The 16,916-nt window shown below is 67.4% G+C and carries 11 protein-coding genes; 6 read left to right on the top strand and 5 right to left on the bottom strand.

Features of this window, described 5'->3' with window-relative positions:
- Positions 1–24 precede the first annotated feature (24 nt).
- The 6 genes from AC3B6A_RS13390 to AC3B6A_RS13415 all read left to right on the top strand — a co-directional run bounded on the left by AC3B6A_RS13390 (position 25) and on the right by AC3B6A_RS13415 (position 10,795).
- A complete protein-coding gene (locus AC3B6A_RS13390) occupies positions 25–2,679 on the top strand; it encodes a helix-turn-helix transcriptional regulator (protein ID WP_488403382.1) in 2,655 nt (884 codons plus the stop codon).
- A gap of 248 nt (positions 2,680–2,927) precedes the next feature.
- Positions 2,928–4,004 (top strand): thiolase C-terminal domain-containing protein, encoded by a 1,077-nt coding sequence (locus AC3B6A_RS13395; protein ID WP_488403384.1) that lies wholly within the window; start codon positions 2,928–2,930, stop codon positions 4,002–4,004.
- 42 nt (positions 4,005–4,046) lie between these two features.
- Positions 4,047–5,855 (top strand): DUF1302 domain-containing protein, encoded by a 1,809-nt coding sequence (locus AC3B6A_RS13400; RefSeq protein WP_488403385.1) that lies wholly within the window; start codon positions 4,047–4,049, stop codon positions 5,853–5,855.
- Positions 5,856–5,878: 23 nt separating this feature from the next.
- The gene (locus AC3B6A_RS13405) at positions 5,879–7,243 is read left to right on the top strand and encodes a DUF1329 domain-containing protein (RefSeq protein ID WP_488403387.1); all 1,365 of its coding nucleotides are present in this window, start codon (positions 5,879–5,881) and stop codon (positions 7,241–7,243) included.
- 63 nt (positions 7,244–7,306) lie between these two features.
- Entirely contained in the window at positions 7,307–8,383 is a 1,077-nt protein-coding gene (locus tag AC3B6A_RS13410) for a WD40/YVTN/BNR-like repeat-containing protein (protein WP_488403389.1), read from the top strand.
- A gap of 24 nt (positions 8,384–8,407) precedes the next feature.
- A complete protein-coding gene (locus AC3B6A_RS13415; protein ID WP_488403390.1) occupies positions 8,408–10,795 on the top strand; it encodes an efflux RND transporter permease subunit in 2,388 nt (795 codons plus the stop codon).
- Between the two features lie 206 nt (positions 10,796–11,001).
- Here the strand turns inward: AC3B6A_RS13415 and AC3B6A_RS13420 are convergent, their stop codons facing one another.
- The 5 genes from AC3B6A_RS13420 to AC3B6A_RS13440 form a co-directional block, all read right to left on the bottom strand.
- Positions 11,002–12,261: an anaerobic sulfatase maturase gene (locus tag AC3B6A_RS13420; protein ID WP_488403391.1), complete on the bottom strand. Its 1,260-nt coding sequence runs from the start codon at positions 12,259–12,261 to the stop codon at positions 11,002–11,004.
- 9 nt (positions 12,262–12,270) lie between these two features.
- Complete coding sequence (locus AC3B6A_RS13425) at positions 12,271–13,104, bottom strand: SDR family NAD(P)-dependent oxidoreductase (protein ID WP_488403393.1); 834 nt, start codon at positions 13,102–13,104, stop codon at positions 12,271–12,273.
- Between the two features lie 46 nt (positions 13,105–13,150).
- Positions 13,151–15,352, bottom strand: coding sequence for an arylsulfatase (locus tag AC3B6A_RS13430; protein WP_488403395.1), 2,202 nt, complete (start codon positions 15,350–15,352; stop codon positions 13,151–13,153).
- 242 nt (positions 15,353–15,594) lie between these two features.
- Complete coding sequence (locus tag AC3B6A_RS13435; RefSeq protein WP_488403396.1) at positions 15,595–16,071, bottom strand: 2,4'-dihydroxyacetophenone dioxygenase family protein; 477 nt, start codon at positions 16,069–16,071, stop codon at positions 15,595–15,597.
- Positions 16,072–16,367: 296 nt separating this feature from the next.
- Positions 16,368–16,913: a carboxymuconolactone decarboxylase family protein gene (locus AC3B6A_RS13440; protein WP_488403398.1), complete on the bottom strand. Its 546-nt coding sequence runs from the start codon at positions 16,911–16,913 to the stop codon at positions 16,368–16,370.
- Positions 16,914–16,916 lie beyond the last annotated feature (3 nt).

The following is a 16,916-nucleotide window of genomic DNA, read 5'->3' on the forward strand; positions in this document are numbered from 1 at the left end:
CATCCCTGCCCGAGGCGCCGCACATTGGAAAGAATCGAGCCTGAGCTGGTGCTCAAGACCACGCCGCCGAGGAGCCAGAAAAGCGCGTTTCGCCGCGAGCGCCTGAGCCTGGACGTGGACGAGCTGGCGTCGCGCACGGCCATCTCCGTCCACGCGCCCGCCGGGTTCGGCAAGACCTGGCTGCTGGCCCAGTGGCGGCGGGAGCTCCTCTCCCGCGGCGCGGTGGTGGCCTGGCTGACGCTGGACGGCCGCGACGACGGCGTCGGTTTCGTCCAGGGCCTGGCGGCGGCCATGCTGGTGGCCAGCGGCCGGCAGGCGTTCGCCAGCTCCGCCAATCGGGCCATGAGCCACCGCGATGCCCTGGGGGACCTGACGGAATGGTTGGCGGAAGTGGCCGATCTCGGGGGCGAGGTGGCGCTCATGCTCGACGAGGTCGATGCCCTGCCGGACGCCACCATTCGCGTGGCCCTGACCTATCTGCTGCACAACGCGCCGGCGAATCTGCGGGTGTTGATGGCGTCGCGCCGCCGGCTCAACCTGCAGGCCGCCGAATTGCAGGCCCGCGGCTTCTTTCTCGGGCTGGGCGTGGAGGCCCTGCGCTTTCGGGTCGATGAAACGGTCGCGGTGCTCGCCGGACGCTTCGGCGAGAGTCTCGACATCGATCTCCGGGTGGTCCTGCACGAGCTCACCGAGGGTTGGCCGCTGGGGCTGCAACTGGCCGTGGCGGCCATCGAGCGAAGTTCCGAGCCCGAGCGCGCCATCCATGAACTCAAGGCCTGCACCGGCGACATCCAGCGCTATTTCGTCGACAGCCTGGTGGAGCGCTTGCCGCCCGGGCAGATCGATTTCCTGACTTGCATCGCCCTGCCGGAAACCCTGCACCCGGAGCTGTGCGTCGCGCTCACCGGCGACCCCGGGGCGGGCGAGCTGATGGCCGAGCTGTGCGCCAGCACGCCGATCTTCGCCGAGGGCGTGGACAGCGACTGGGTACGAATCCATCCGCTGGCCCGCGAGTTCCTGCAGCAGCGTGTCGCGCTGCTGCCGGGCCCCCGGCTCGGCATGCTCCACCAGCGGGCCGCCGCATGGCTGGAGATGCGCGGCTTCTTCGAGGAGGCCGCGCGTCATTACCTGAGCGCCGACCTGCCGGCGCAGGCCTACAACATGATCGAGCAATGCCTCTACGAGATCATGCTGCGCGGCCAGTTCAACCGGGTCATCGAATGGATCGGCGAGCTTCCCGTCGAAGTGGTGGAGTCACACCCGCGCATGTGCCTGGCGGCGGCCTGGGCCCTGGCCATGAGCGATCGTTCGGGGGAAGCCCGGCATCTGGTCGCCAGGCTCCAGTCCGATCCCTCGATCGACGAGGCGACGAGTTGCGAGGCGGCGGCCATCGCTTCGGCGGCGGCCTACTTCGCCGATCGCCCCGACGAGTCCCAGGCCATCATCGGCCGCTGGGTCGAGTCGCCACCCAGGGGCGCGGTCAAGGTGCAGGCCATAGTGGCCAATCAGCAGGCGCGCCTGGCGTTGTTCCGTGGCCAGCCGGAGGCTGCGCGACGTATCTGTCGCAAGGCGCCGCAGTTCAGCTGGGTCGAGGGGCTGGATGCCATTCGCGGCTTCTCCGAGTGGGTCATCGGCATCACCTACCTCTGGGAAGGGCGGATGGAGCCGGCGGCGGAGTCGCTGCGCAGGAGCCTGCAACGCGCGGAGCAGGACATTGGCCGGCGCAGTTCGGTGGCGACCCTGCTCGCCTGCTCCCTGGCGGAGGTGCTGCTGGAGCGGGGCGAGGCGGGCGAGGCGACCACCGTGCTGGCGAACCGGCTGGATGTGGTCGAGCGGCTGGCCAGTCCCGATGCCATCGTCTCCGGCTTCGTCACGGCGTCACGGCTGGCCGGCCTGCAGGGCCAGGCGCATCGTAGCCATGACCTGCTGGAGGCCCTGCATGTGCTCGGTGACGAGAGGGGCGTGCCGAGGTTTCACCTGGTTTCACTGGGCGAGCAGATCCGCCTGCACGCGCTGCAGGGCAGGGCGGACAGCTGCCAGATGCTCTGGCGGCGGTTCGAGGAGGCGATTCCCCCGTCTTTCCATGATCCCGAAAGCCTGCTGGCGCCGGAGCTGCGCCTGCAGGCCGGCGTCGCGCGCGCCTATGTGCTGCTGGCGCAACAAGGCTGGTCCGAGCTGCTCGCCAGCGCCGCCGAACTGCATGAGCTCGCCAGCCGGATGCGGCGTGGCCGCGAGCTGGTCCAGGCCCTGCTGTTCAAGGCGCTGGCGCTCTTCGAGCGGGGCGGCGATGGCCAGGCGACCCTGCAGGAGGCGCGCAGCCTGGCAGGGGAGTACGGCATGCGGCGTGTCCTGGCGGACACCCATCCATTCCTGGTCCGTTGGAGTCTGGACGAGACCGGCCCCGCGCCCGCCACGCCACGGAACTCGGCCGCGGAGCCCGCCGCCCGCGTGCAGGTTGCGAAGGTGGCGCCCAGCCGGCTGCTGACCCCCAAGGAGCAGGAGATACTGCAGCTGCTGGCCCGCAACCTGTCCAACAAGCAGATCGCCCTTGCCCTCAACGTCGGGGAAGAGACGGTCAAGTGGCACCTGAAGAACCTCTTCGGAAAGTTCCAGGCGGGTACGCGCCGGCATGTCGTGGATCGCGCCTACATGCTCGGCATCCTGGAGGCGGAGCGCTGATCGCTGCGCCGGCCCGGGGGTAACTCCCGCTCTCCACCCGCTGTCCACATCGCCTCCCCGCATCGCCTCCCACCCCCCAGACGCTGGGGGGGTATGTCTGCGTGCCTGGCGTACCTTCGCACCATGGATCAATGACGACCGGGAGCCTCCCGGTCGATGGCCGACGTCGTGGAGTGAACATGCCGGAACGAGTGCTGATCGCAGGAGTCGGGGGGACGCCCTTTACCCCGTTGACCGTGCGCCCCCCCTTGCCCGAACTCGTGGGGCAGGCGGTGCGGATGGCGCTCGACGATGCGCGCATCGACTACGACCTGGTCGACCAGGTCTTTGTCTCCAGCGCCAGCAGTGGCATCGGCGCCATCGAGCAGTTGCTGGTGCGGATCGGCATTTCCGGCCCCCCGCTGTTCTGCCTGGGTGACGGCGAAGGCGCCTCCAGCACCGCGGTACATCTGGCGCGCAACAGCATCCTGGCCGGCGAGGCCGAGGCGATCCTGGTCCTTGGCTTCGAAGACACCCAGGTCGATGGCTACAAGCGGATGTTCGTCGGCCTGGACGACTGCCCCGGCGACGACAACGACCCGGCCCGTCCCGGCGATCCGCTGGGCATGATCGCCCGGCGGGACCATCCGGCGGCCTTGTATGCGGAGCAGATGCGTTGGCTGCAGGCTCGCCTGGGGCTCACGGAGCGGTGCTTCGAGCGGGTCCTGGGGCGGGCGCGGGCACAGGCCGGCATGAACCCCCTGGCGCTGGCCGGCGCCGCCGAGCAGGGCGGATGGTTGCCTCCATACCTGTGCCCGCCGGCCCGTGGCGCCGTGGCGCTGCTGCTGTGTTCGGAAGCCTTCGCCGGCCGTTACGGCCTGCGCAGCGGCGTGGCCATTCTCGGCAGTGCGCGGGCCGGCGAGAACCTTTCCGAGCTGGCCTCCGGCAACCCGCTCGACGTACTCGGGCGCGCGGCGACGCGCCGCGCCGCCGCCCAGGCATACGCGCAGGCCGGAATCGGCGTCGAGGACCTCGATGTCGTCGAGCTGCACGACCAGAGCGTCGGCGACTTCCTGGTGTTCAGCGCCGCGCTCGGCCTGTGCGACGAGGACGCCCTGGATGCCTTCACCCGGCGCAGCGGGGAAAGACCCGCCGTCTGCCCCTCGGGCGGGCTGCTGGGATGCGGCCTGGTGCCCGGCGCCAGCGCCCTGGCGCAACTGGTGGAGCTGGTCCGCCAGCTCCGCGGCGAAGCGGGAACACGGCAGGTGCGCGGAGCCCGCACCGGCCTTCATCACAGCGCTGCCGTAGGGCGCTCGGTCACCGTCTCGATCCTCCAGCGCCTCTGAGATCGCAACACCCGCGTTTACAACAACACAGTGAGTATCACGATGCAGAACAAGAACAATAAAACCTGCCATCACCTGCCACCGAGCCTGCTGGCGTCGGCGGTGCTGATCGGCCTGGGCAGCCTTCCCGTGTACGCCTTCGAGTTCGATACCGGCAACGACGATCTTCAGGTGCGCTTCGACAACACGGTCAAGCTCAACTACGCGCAGCGCGTGGAGAGCGCCAACTCCAAGCTGGCCAATTCCTGGAACAACAACGACGGCGACCGCAACTTCTCGGCGGGCAGCGCCGTGTCGCAGCGCATCGATATCCTGCATGAGCTGGACGTGGTCTACCGCAAGCAGTACGGCTTCCGCGTCAGCGGCAACAGCTGGTACGACCATGCCTACGACAAGGTCGGCAGCAGCAACCCGTCGACCAACCAGTTCCAGAATGGCGAGCCCGATTCGCGGCAGCTGAGCGGTTATGCGGAGCGCTACTTCAACGGCCCGTCCTCGGAGTTCCTCGACGCCTTCGTGTTCGGCAGCGTGGAGCTCGGCGAGGAGTCCATGCTCAGCGTCAAGGCGGGCAGCCACACCCAGTACTGGGGCGAGAGTATCCTGGCCTTCGCCCACGGCAACAGCTATGGCCAGTCCGGCCTGGATATCTCCAAGGCCCTGGCGGTGCCGGGCACCGAGGCCAAGGAGCTGTTCATCCCGCGCAACCAGATCTCGATGAACTTCACCCTGAATCCCGAGCTGTCGTTCGGCGCGCAGTACTTCCTGGACTGGGACCCCTCGCGCCTGCCGGAGTCGGGGACCTACCTGGGCTTCAACGATGCGATCCAGCATGGCAGCGACGACCTGTCGCTGATCGCCCAGCCCAACCCGGTCTACGGGCTGGTGCCCGGCGCGCCGCAGTTTCTGCGCCTGACCGGCGGGCATACCTTCACGCCGGACAAGCATGGCGATTTCGGCCTGATGGCCAAGTGGAGCCCGGAGTGGCTCGACGGCACCCTCGGCCTGTACTACCGCAAGACCTCCGACGTCCTGCCGAACATCGCCTTGCAGCCGGGAGCGGTCGGCATGCCGCAGCTGCTGTCCGGCGTCGTCGGCAGCTACAACCAGTTCTACGTCGACGACATCGACGTCTACGGCATCAGCCTGTCCAAGAGCATCGCCGGCGTCAGCGTCGGGGTGGATGTGAACTACCGCGAGAACATGCCGCTGGCCAGCGTGCCGGGGCAGGTCAACCCGGCGGCAGCGGCCGCCGGCGCGCCGGGCTTCATCGCCAGCTTCGACGGCGACAACGCCGTGGCGCGCGGCAAGACCGTCCACGCGGTGGTCAACGGCCTGACCACCTTCGCCGACACCCCGGCCTGGGACAGCGCCTCGCTGCTGGTGGAACTGGCCTACAGCCGCTGGCTGGACGTGACGGAGAACAAGCAGCTGTTCAAGGGCGAGGACTGGTACCGCGGCGTCGACAAGGTCACGCGGGACAACTACGTGCTCGGGATGAACTTCACGCCGACCTGGTACCAGGTGTTCCCGGGCATCGATTTCAGCATGCCGCTGACCTACAACGTCGGCCTCGATGGCCAGTCGGCCGTGCAGCTGGGCGGCAACGAGGATTCCGGCAGCTACTCGGTGGGCGTCGGCATGGACGTGTACAACCAGTACCGCTTCGACCTGAAGTACGTGGACAACTTCGGCCCCTTCGACACCTGCGGGTCGCCGACGGACGGCGCCGCGCCGGGCAACCCGGCCACGCCCTACAGCTGCGTGCCGGGCCAGACCACCGCCTTCGCGGGCACGCCGGCCCAGCTCAAGGACCGCGGCATGGTCACCTTCACCTTCAAGACAACCTTCTGACCAACACCCCCAGGAGATCGGAAATGACCTATGCAAAATCCCTGATGGTCAGCGCGCTGTCGCTTGCCATGATCGCGTCCGCCGAGGCGGCTGTTTCGCCGGAAAAGGCCGCCCAGCTGGGCCAGGCGCTCACCCCGGTGGGCGCCGAGCAGGCCGCCAATGCCGACGGCAGCATCCCGGCCTATGCCGGCGGCCTGACCACGCCGCCGAGCGGCTACCAGGCCGGCAGTTCGATGCGCCTGGACCCCTTCGCCAGCGAGAAACCGCGGCTGGTGATCGATGGAAAAAATGCTGGCGAATACGCGGACAAGCTCACCGCGGCCTCGCGGGAATTGCTCAAGCGCTTCCCGTCCTTCCGCATGGACGTCTATCCCACCCACCGTACCGTGGCGTTGCCGCAACGCCTGCTGGACAACACCCGCAAGAACGCCACGGCGGCGCGCACGACCGGCAACGGACTGGCGCTGGAGAACGCGCTGCCCGGCGTGCCGTTCCCGATCCCCAACGATGGCTACGAGGCCATGTGGAACCACCTGCTGCGCTACCAGGGGCTGGCGATCAACTCCAAGTACGACTCCTGGAACGTCGACGCGGCGGGCAATGCCTCGTTGGCGACCACCGGGGACGCCTACCTGGAATATCCGCTGTTCGACCCGGCGCGCAACGACGTACCGGCCAAGCCCGAAGACCTGTACTTCAAGACCAAGCTCTACTACCAGGGCCCGGCGCGCCGCGCCGGCGAGGCGATCCTGCTGATCGACTCGGTGGACCCGCTGGAAAAACCCCGCCGCGCCTGGCAATACCTGCCGGGCCAGCGCCGGGTGAAGCTCGCCCCCGATATCGCCTATGACACGCCGAACCCGGGCTCGGCCGGCAGCTCGACCTACGATGACGCCTGGGTGTTCAACGGCGCGATGGACCGCTTCGACTTCAAGCTGGTCGGCAAGAAGGAAATGTACGTGCCGTACAACACCTACAAGCTGAACTACCACGAGAAGGCCGCCGACATCACCACGCCCAACCACGTCAATCCCGACCTGGTGCGCTGGGAGCTGCACCGCGTCTGGGTGGTCGAGGCCACGCTCAAGCCCGGCAAGCGGCACATCTACAGCAAGCGCACCCTGTACCTCGACGAGGACAGCTGGATCGCCCTGGCCTCCGACGAATACGACGCCCGTGGCCAGCTCTACCGCGGCGCCTTCGCGCACATGGCCTACAGCTACGACGCGCAGGCGCCGAACTCGGACAACCACATGTTCTACGACTTCGTGTCCGGCAGCTACAACATCACCGGCATCTACGGCCCGCACGGCGGGGTGAAATACATCCAGCCGCTGTCGAAGGCCCAGTGGGCGCCCGACGCCCTGGCCGGCGCCGGTATCCGCTGACATCAGTGCCCTGCCATCGGAGCGTCCTGGCGGCGCTCCGATGGCGATTCGCGAGATCAATCCATGAGCATTTTCAAGTGGGCCACACTGCTCGCCCTCGTGGCGGCGCTGTGTGCGCCATTCTGCCGTCCGGTGGTCGCGCAGGAATTCGTCGACGTGCTGGATACCCCGGCGCAGCCGAGCCAGTTCGCCCAGTCCGGCCTGCTGGTCGGCCTGGCCCGTGCGGGCGAGCGCCTGGTGGCGGTCGGTCAGCGCGGCCACATCCTCACCTCCGACGATGCCGGCGCGAGCTGGCATCAGGCGCGTGTGCCGGTCAGCTCCGACCTGGTGGCGGTGCATTTCCCCACGGCCCGCCAGGGCTGGGCGGTGGGCCATGACGGCGTGGTCCTGCACAGCGCCGACGGCGGCCAGAGCTGGACGCGCCAGTTCGACGGGCGCCAGGTCGGCCCGCTCATGCTCAGGCACTACCAGGCCCTGGCGCAGCGCGCCCCGGACGACGAGCGGCTGGCCGCGCTGGTGCGTGAGGCCGAGCGCATGACGGAGGAGGGGGCGGACAAGCCCTTCCTCGATGTGTGGTTCGAGAGCGAGCGGGTCGGGTACATCGTCGGCGCGTTCAACCTGATCTTCCGCACCGAGGATGGCGGCCAGCGCTGGACGCCCTGGATGGAGCGCACCGACAACCCGAGCTCACTCAATCTCTACGCCATCCGGCCGGTGGGCGAGGACCTCTACATCGCCGGCGAGCAGGGGCTGCTGCTCAAGCTCGATCGCGCCACGGGGCGTTTCGCCTCCCGGCCGACGCCCTACGCCGGCAGCTTCTTCGGCATCCTCGGCAAGCCCGGGGTGGCCCTGGCGTTCGGCCTGCGCGGGAATGTCTTCCGCAGCCTGGATGGCGGCGCGAACTGGAGCCGGGTCGAGACCGGCCTGCCGGTGAGCATCACCGCAGGCACCGAGCTTGCCGATGGTCGACTTGCGTTGCTCAGCCAGGCCGGTCACCTGCTCGTCAGCCGCGACGACGGCGCCAGCTTCCAGCTGCAACCGCAGGCCGTCATGGCGCCGGTCGCCGCCGCCCAGGTCGCAGGCCCCAAGGGCCTGGTAGCGGTCGGCACCCGTGGCGCGCGCCAGCTGCTCGTCCAATGACCTCGACATCAGAGAGAAACCGAAATGGGTAACTACGAGCACGACGGCATGCCGGTGGTGCGGGAGCTGCGGGGCTTCGATCCGCGCACCGGCAACCTGCTGGAACGCATCGTCTTCAACAACCGCCTGATGATGGTGATGCTTTGCGCGCTGCTGACCCTGGCGCTCGGCTATGTGGCGGCGACCCGCCTGACGCTGACCGCCAGCTTCGAGAAGATGCTGCCGCAGAGCCAGCCGTTCATCAAAAACTACCTGGACAACCGCGCATCGCTGCGCAGCCTGGGCAATGCCGTGCGGGTGGTGGTGGAGAACCCCGCTGGCGACATCTTCGACCCGGCCTACCTGCAGGCCCTCCGGGAGATCAACGACGAGCTGTTCGTGACGCCCGGCGTCGACCGTGCCTGGATGAAGTCGCTGTGGACGCCGGCGGTGCGCTGGACGGAAGTGACCGAGGAAGGCTTCCAGGGCGGGCCGGTGATGCCCGACGCCTACGACGGCTCGCCGGCGAGCGTCGAGCAGCTGCGCCTGAACATCGCCCGCTCCGGCATCGTCGGCAGCCTGGTGGGCAACAACTTCCACTCCAGCATGATCTTCGTGCCGTTGCTGGACAAAGACCCGGTGACCGGCCAGGCCATCGATTACGACGCCTTCTCCAAGTCGCTGGAAAAGCTGCGGGCCCGGTACGACGCCCGGGACGACGGGAAGATCCAGATACGGGTGATCGGCTTCGCCAAGCTGATCGGCGACCTGCTCGACGGGCTGCTGCAGGTCATGGCGTACTTCGCCATCGCGGCGGTGATCGCCGCGCTGATCATCTACGCCTACACCCGCTGCGTGCGCAGCACCACGCTGGTGATCTGCTGCTCGCTGATCGCCGTGGTCTGGCAACTGGGGCTGGTCGCCCTGTTCGGCTTTTCGCTGGACCCGTTCTCCATCCTGGTGCCGTTCCTGGTGTTCGCCATCGGCGTGTCGCATGGCGCGCAGAAGATGAACGGCATCATGCAGGACGTGGGGCGCGGCACCCACCAGCTGGTGGCCGCGCGCTACACCTTCCGCCGCCTGTTCCTCGCCGGGCTGACCGCGTTGCTGGCCGACGCGGTGGGCTTCGCCGTGCTGATGCTGATCGACATCCCGGTGATCCAGAACCTGGCGATCACCGCCAGCCTCGGCGTGGCCGTGCTCATCTTCACCAACCTGCTGCTGCTGCCCGTGCTGCTGTCCTACCTGGGCGTCAGCGAGCGTGCCGCGGCGCGCAGCCTGCGGCATGAGCGCGAGGCGGCGGGGGGCTCGCTCTGGGACGGCCTGGGGCGCTTCACCGAGCGCCGCTGGGCGAGCGCCGCGGTTCTCGTCGCCGCGGCGCTGGCGGTGGCCGGCTTCGCGGTCAGCCTGCAGCTGAAGATCGGCGACCTGGACCCCGGCGCGCCTGAACTCAGGGCGGATTCGCGCTACAACCTCGACAACGCCTACATCACCGCCAACTACTCGCTGTCCAGCGACCTGTTCGCCGTGATGCTGAAGACCCCCAAGGAAGGCTGCCTGAAGTACGAAAGCCTGGTCGAGGCGGACCGCCTGGGCTGGCTGCTGCAGCAGCAGCCGGGGGTGCAGACCACGGTCTCGCTGGTCAACGCGGTGCGCCAGATCACCGCGGGCTCCTACGAGGGCAACCCGAAATGGCTGACCATCGCGCGCAACCAGAACGTGCTGAACTACGGCGCCCAGCAGGCCTCGGTGAACAACCCGGAGCTGTTCAACACGGACTGCTCGATGATGCCGGTGGTGGCCTACCTGACCGATCACAAGGCCGAGACCCTCGATCACATGGTCAAGGTCGCCGAAGGCTTCGTGCGCGAGCACAGCAGCGCTGAGCGGCAGTTCATGCTGGTGGCCGGCAGCGCCGGGATCGAGGCCGCGACCAATATCGTCGTGCGCGAGGCCAACCGGATCATGCTGCTGTATGTGTATGCCGCGGTGATCCTGCTGTGCTTCGTGACCTTCCGCAGCTGGCGGGCGGTGCTGGTCGCGGTGTTGCCGCTGATGCTCACCTCGATCCTCTGCGAGGCGCTGATGGTCTGGCTGGGGATGGGGGTGAAGGTGGCCACGCTGCCGGTGATCGCCCTGGGGGTCGGCATCGGCGTCGACTACGCCCTCTACCTGCTCAGCGTGCAGCTCGCCCAGCAGCGCGCCGGCGTGCCGCTCGCCCAGGCCTACCGCAATGCCGTGGCCTTCACCGGCAAGGTGGTCGCCCTGGTCGGCGTCACCCTGGCCGCCGGCGTGGTGACCTGGGCCTGGTCGCCGATCAAGTTCCAGGCCGACATGGGCATCCTGCTGACCTTCATGTTCATCTGGAACATGGTCGGCGCGCTGGTGCTGATCCCGGCGCTGTCGCATTTCCTGCTGCGCAAGGTGCGCTGATAAGGCGGCTGGCGGCCTGTCCGGCGTGCCGGAACAGGCTGCCGGGCAGCGGATGAACCGGGGGCGGAGAGCCGATTGCGTCAGCATGAGCGATCGGGCTTGTCCGCCCCTTTTTCTTGCGCAACCGACGGGCCGCGCCCGCTCCCTCCCGCCACGCGGCGGCGATATGGATGCGCCGAGGCACCCGGAGGAAGGCGCGGACTGCGTTACAGCTTGACCAGCAATGGACCGTGGAAGGCCTGCATGATCAGGTCGGCGGGCTGGCCATGGGCGACGAGCTTGGCCATGGCGTTGAGGTAGGGCGTCATGTGGCGGAAATAGCGCTTGTAGCCCGCGCACAGGTAGTTGAGCCCGGGCTCGCCGTCCGGCGCCTCGATGAAGCGGTTCTTCGGGCACTCGCCGTGGCAGGCGAACAGGTAATCGCAACTCAGGCAGTAGCCCGGTAGCGACTCCTCCTTGGCCGCTCCGAAGGCCTGCTGGGCGGGAGAGGCGAGCAGCACGGCAGGGTCCTGCTCCTGGATGTTGCCCAGCCGGTATTCCGGGTACATGTAGTGGTCGCAGGAATACAGGCTGCCGTCGTGCTCGACTATCGCCGCCTTGCCACAGCGCGGCGCGAACAGGCAGACGCTGGCCGGCAGCTGGCACCAGGCGGCGAGCGCCCACTCGAAGTTCATGACGTAGACGGTGCCGACGTCATGGCGCACCCATTCGTCGAAGATGGCGACGAGGAATTCCCCGTAGGCCTGCGCTTCCACGCTCTGCGTCGTCACCTGCGCGCCGGGCGCCTGCAGGTCGCGCAGGCGCAGCTCGGGCGGCGTGGCGAAGTCCTGGCCGCGCGCCGCGTCAGGTGCCGTCGGCACGCGCTCGACCACCGGGTTGAACTGGATATGGCGGACGCCGGCCTCCTTGAGGAAGCGATAGACCGCCAGCGGCTGCAACGCGGTCTCGCGGGCCACGGTCACCAGCACGTTGTAGGGGACCGCGTGTTTCTGCAGCAGCCTCAGGCCGCGGATGACCTTGTCGAAACTGGAGCGGCCGCGCTTGTCCGGGCGATGCAGGTCATGCAGCTCGCGCGGCCCGTCGAGGCTGATGCCGACGGTGAAACCTTCCTTGGCGAGAAAGGCGCACCAGTCATCGTCGAGCAAGGTTCCGTTGGTCTGCAGGGTGTTGCGGATCGTCTTGCCCGCGGCGAATTCGCGCTGGCAGGCGAGGGCGCGCTGGAAGAACTCCAGCCCCAGCAGGGTGGGTTCGCCACCCTGCCAGGTGAACTCCACTTCCGGGCTGTCCTGGGCCGCGATGTAGCGCTGCACGTAGGCGCGCAGCACCTCGTCGGACATGCGGAAGCGGCTGTGGCGCGGCTGGAATCGTTCCTTTTCCAGGTAGAAGCAGTAGTCGCAATCGAGGTTGCAGATCGGCCCGACCGGCTTGGCCATCAGGTGCATGCCTTGCGGCTGGAGATCACCCATGGCGCACCTTCAGAGGTAACCGATCTTGCGCGCGTCGTTGAGCACGATGCGCCGCAGCATGCCGACCGAAATGCGCCGGAGCTGGAAGATCAGCCGGGCGAACGGGCCGACCAGGATCAGGTCGCGCCTGTTCAATACCGCGCCAACGATGCCTTCGGCCACCAGGTCGGGGCTGCAGCCCTTGCTCCGGTAGTACTGCTGCAGCCGGTTGATCTGTTCCTTGTCGACGGACGGGGAAATGTTCCTGTGGTTGGCCACGATCGGCGTGTTGATCACCCCGGGGCATACGGTGGTGACCTGCACCTCGGTATCGCTCAGCTCCATCTTGAGGACTTCGCTCAGGCCGTAGACCGCATGCTTGGAGGCGGCATAGGCGGCCATGCTCGGCGATGGGTAGAGGGCCGCGGCCGAGGCCACGTTGATCACCTGGCGCGGGCCGCGGGCTTCCACCATGCGCGGGATGAAGTAGTAGCAGCCATGCACGACGCCCATCAGGTTGATGTCCATCACGCGCTCCCAGTGATCCAGGCTGCTGTCGAGGAACCGCCCCAGGTAGCCGATGCCGGCGTTGTTCACCAGCACATCGAGCGGGCCGTGGGTGAAATGCACGTGCGCGGCCAGCGCGGCCATGGCGTTGGCGTCGGTAACGTCCACCACGTGGATGGAGCTTTCGGCGCCGCTGTCCTGGATCTGCCGCTGCAGCGATTCGAGTCCTGCCGCGTCGATGTCGCACAGCAACAGCGTGGCGCCTCGGCGCGCAAAGGCCAGGGCCGTCGCACGGCCGATGCCGGAGGCCGCTCCGGTGATCAGGACTTTGCTGTTCTTCAGGTCGGTGATGGACATGCTCGTCTCCATGGGCCGTGATCGTCACGGCCCGGCAGGTGATGGGTCAGGGGGCGTAGCTGATGTGCAGGTCCTGCACCGTGCCGTTGAAGGCGAAGGGCGCGCGGTCGAAGTAGTCCAGCGCCACCGGCGAGCCGAGGTCCTCCGCGACGTCGAACGTCTCGCTGGCGGTGAAGGTCAGCGGCGGAGTGAAGGGCGTGACGCCGCTGGCCACCTCCTTGCCGTCGACCCACAGGCTCAGCGTGACGGGGGAACCGGGCTTGGCGGCTGTCTGCCGAGTCCGCACCTCGATGTCCGCCGGGCCGGCGGCCAGAGGACGTTCGGAGCGCAACTTGACGCGGGCGATGGCCAGCGCGTTGTACTCGTAGACCACATGGCCCTGGTCGAGATAGAGCGTCACGCCGCCACCTGTGCCACCGAGCGCGTAGATGACCCCGTTGGCGTTCTCGGGTACCTGGACCCTGGCGTGCACAACACTGCTGCGGTTGCGCAGGTTGGGGGCGGCGAACTCCGGCAGGCGCTTCGTGCGGCTGTTGAAGTGCCACTCGCTACGGCCATTGCGCGCGAGCACCGAGGGATCGAGGAAGGGGTAAAGGCCCGCGCCTATGGGATAGACGTGGTTGGCCCTGGCCTGCACATCGAACTCCGCTTTCAGCTCGGCGAGCTTGTCGGGGTACTTGTCGGCGAGGTCGACGGCCTGGGAGTAGTCGCTGCTCAAGTCGTAGAGCGCCCAGTGGTCATTCTGCGGATTCCAGCCCATGAACTGGGAGAACCCCTGAACCCAGGGCTTGCGCGGGCCGAATACCGAGGCCATCCAGCCGTCCTTGTACACGCCGCGGCTGCCGAGCACCTCGAAGTACTGCGCCGGTTTGCGTGAGGCGGCCCCGGCATCGGCAAAGGTGTAGCGCATGCTGACGCCGTCCAACGGGTCCTGGGCGACGCCGTTGACCGTCTTCGGCGCAGTGATGCCAAGGATGTCGTAGACGGTCGGCGCAATATCGTTGACGTGGTGGAACTGGCTGCGCACCTGCGAGTCGGCCTTGATCCGTGTCGGCCAGGAAATGGCGAGGGGGGTACGGGTGCCGCCGAAGTAGCCGGCCACCAGTTTGGTGCCCGGGAATGGCCCTGAGCCGGCCCAGGCCCAGGCGGCGTTGTACATGCTTTCCAGCTTGGCGCTGCCCAGTGTCGGCAAGCCGCCGTACGTGGCGTCGAGCACCTTCAACTGCTGCTCCTTGGGCACTGGAATGCCGTTGTGGGTAAGCAGTTCGTTGATGGTGCCCTCCATGCCTTCGGCGGAGGCGCCGTTGTCGCCGAACACGTAGAAGACCAGGGTGTTGTCGCGTTTCCCCTGGCGTTCGAGTTCGTCGAGCAGCTTGCCGGCCTGGGTGTCGGCGTGCTCCATGAAGCCGGCATAGACCTCCATCAGGCGGGCCTGGTAACGCTTCTGCTCGGGGCTGAGGCTGTCCCAGGCGGGGAGTTCCGCCGGGCGGGGCGTCAGCTGGGCATTCCGGGGAATGAAACCAAGCGCTTTCTGGCGGGCGAAGGTTTCTTCGCGGTAGCGGTCCCAGCCGGCGTCGAACTTGCCCTTGTACTTGTCTGCCCATTGCGCGTTGACCTGGTGCGGGCCATGGACCGCGCCGGGTGTCCAGTAAAGGAAGAACGGCTTGTCCGGGGCGTAGGTCTGCTGGTCCTGCAGCCAGTTCACGGCCTGCCCGGCCAAGTCCTCGCTGAGGTGGTAGCGCGGATCGCGGGGCGGCTCGATGGGCGTGGTGTTGCGGTACAGGCGCGGCTCGTACTGCGAGGTTTCCCCCGCCAGGAAGCCGTAGAAGTATTCGAACCCGTAGCCGGTGGGCCAGGTGTCGAACGGCCCCGCCGCGGTGGTGTTCTGGGTCGGGGTGTTGTGCCATTTGCCGAAGGCCGCGGTGCTGTAGCCGTACTGCTTGAGCACCTCGGCCATGGTTGCCGAGCTCTTGGGGATTTCGCCGGTGTAGCCGTCCCAGTCGGTGGCCAACTCAGTGATCACGCCATTGCCGACGCGATGATGATTGCGCCCGGTGAGCAGCGCGGCGCGGGTCGCTGAGCTGATGGCGGTGGTGTGGAAGGCGTTGTAGCGGACGCCGCTGTCGGCGACGCGGGTGAGGGTCGGCGTGTGGATGCCGCCGCCCACCGTGTCCGCCTGCGCGAAGCCGGCGTCGTCGAGCATGATCACCAGGATATTGGGCGCATCCTTCGGCAGATGGGACGCCACTTGGCGCTTCTGGTGCCTGGACTCCTGCAGGGTGGGCCTGGCATCGCTGGCGGATGGGGTCGGGGGGAACGGCAGGCTATCCTGGGCTGTGACGAGCGAGCTGCCGAGCAGCGCGCCGAGTGTCACGGCTACATCTCTGGCGGGGGAGAGTTTTCTAGACATGGGTACCCACTTGTTGTTGTTCCATGAATACGCCCGCCATCCGCCCAATGGCGGATGGCGGGGCAGGGGGAAGGCCCGGGTCAGGCCGCGAAGCTGGTGATGTCCTTGGCCTGGATGCCGTTGGCCTCGCAGAAGGCCAGGTAGCGCTCGACGCCGGACTTCCAGTTCTCGATGGCGCAGAGGTTGTCGTTCTCGTCGAAGTACAGCAGGTCGCCCTGGGTGATGTTCAGGGTGATGATCTCGTCGCCGTGGCCGGTCAGGGCGATCGGGGTGTGGCTGGTCCCGGCCGTTTCGAAGACCACGCCGCCTTGCTTGGAGATCCAGTCATGCTCGATGTACTTCCAGGCACCCTTGATGGTGTAGACGATCACCGTGCCGGAGTGATGGTGCTTGGGCAGCGAGGCACCCGCCGGCACCTTGAGCAGGGTGATGGTTTCGCCACGCACCGGATCGCACTTGATGTACTTGAGGAATACGTCATTGCTGTAGGGGGTGAAGGGAATCCACGGCAGGTCTTCGTCGTTGATGGCGGCGGTATCGATCGATTCGTACAGCATGGGAACGCTCCTTGGCTCACGCATGGCGGGAATGGTTTTTCGATTCTGATAGGCCGCCCGGGACCTCACCCCCCTCTTGTCTGGGGGCATCTGACTGCGTGGACAGGAGCAACAAGGCTGCACGGCCGCCAGACCGGGCTTCCCGGCGCGCTCGTCGGGGGGATAACCCTCCCGGCAAACGCGAAAAGCCCAGGCGCCTCCCGGGAATCCTTCCCGGGTGCGTCTGGGCGAGGGGGCTCGCATCACATGAATCCTCCCCGGGGCACCCGGAGAGGGGCGATGCGAGCGGTTGCCGTTCAGATCGAGCCGGCCGGCGTAACGGCGGGGAAGTCCTTCTCGGGATCGAACACGTTATTGAAGAAGTTCGTCAGGGAGTACATGGCCACCAGCGCGACGATCTCCATGACGTTCGCATCCGTGTAGCCGGCATCGCGGACGGCTTGCACGTCGGCGTCGCCAACCTGGCCGCGGGTCTCGATGACCTTGCGTGCGAACTGGACCGCGGCATCGCGCTTCGGGTCGCTGGCACGGCCCGACCGGGCGAGAATGATTTCATCGGCCGGCAGCCTGGCCATGTGCTCGGCGGTGAAGCTGTGAACCGCCAGGCAGTAGTTGCAGCCATTCGCCTCGGACACGGCGAGGCCGATGCTGTCACGGGTCTTCACGTCGAGCGCCTTGCTCAAGGAGCCGAGCAGGGTGGCCCAAGCGTTGAACGCGATCGGGCTCTGCGCGAAGGTCGCCATCATGTTCGGGGTGAACCCGATGTTCTTGGTGAACATGTCGAGGGTCGGTTTGGAATCGGCCGGAACCTGTTCCGGCTTGAGAACTGCTGCTCTTGGCATCGT

The organism is Pseudomonas sp. B12(2026) (assembly GCF_057767015.1).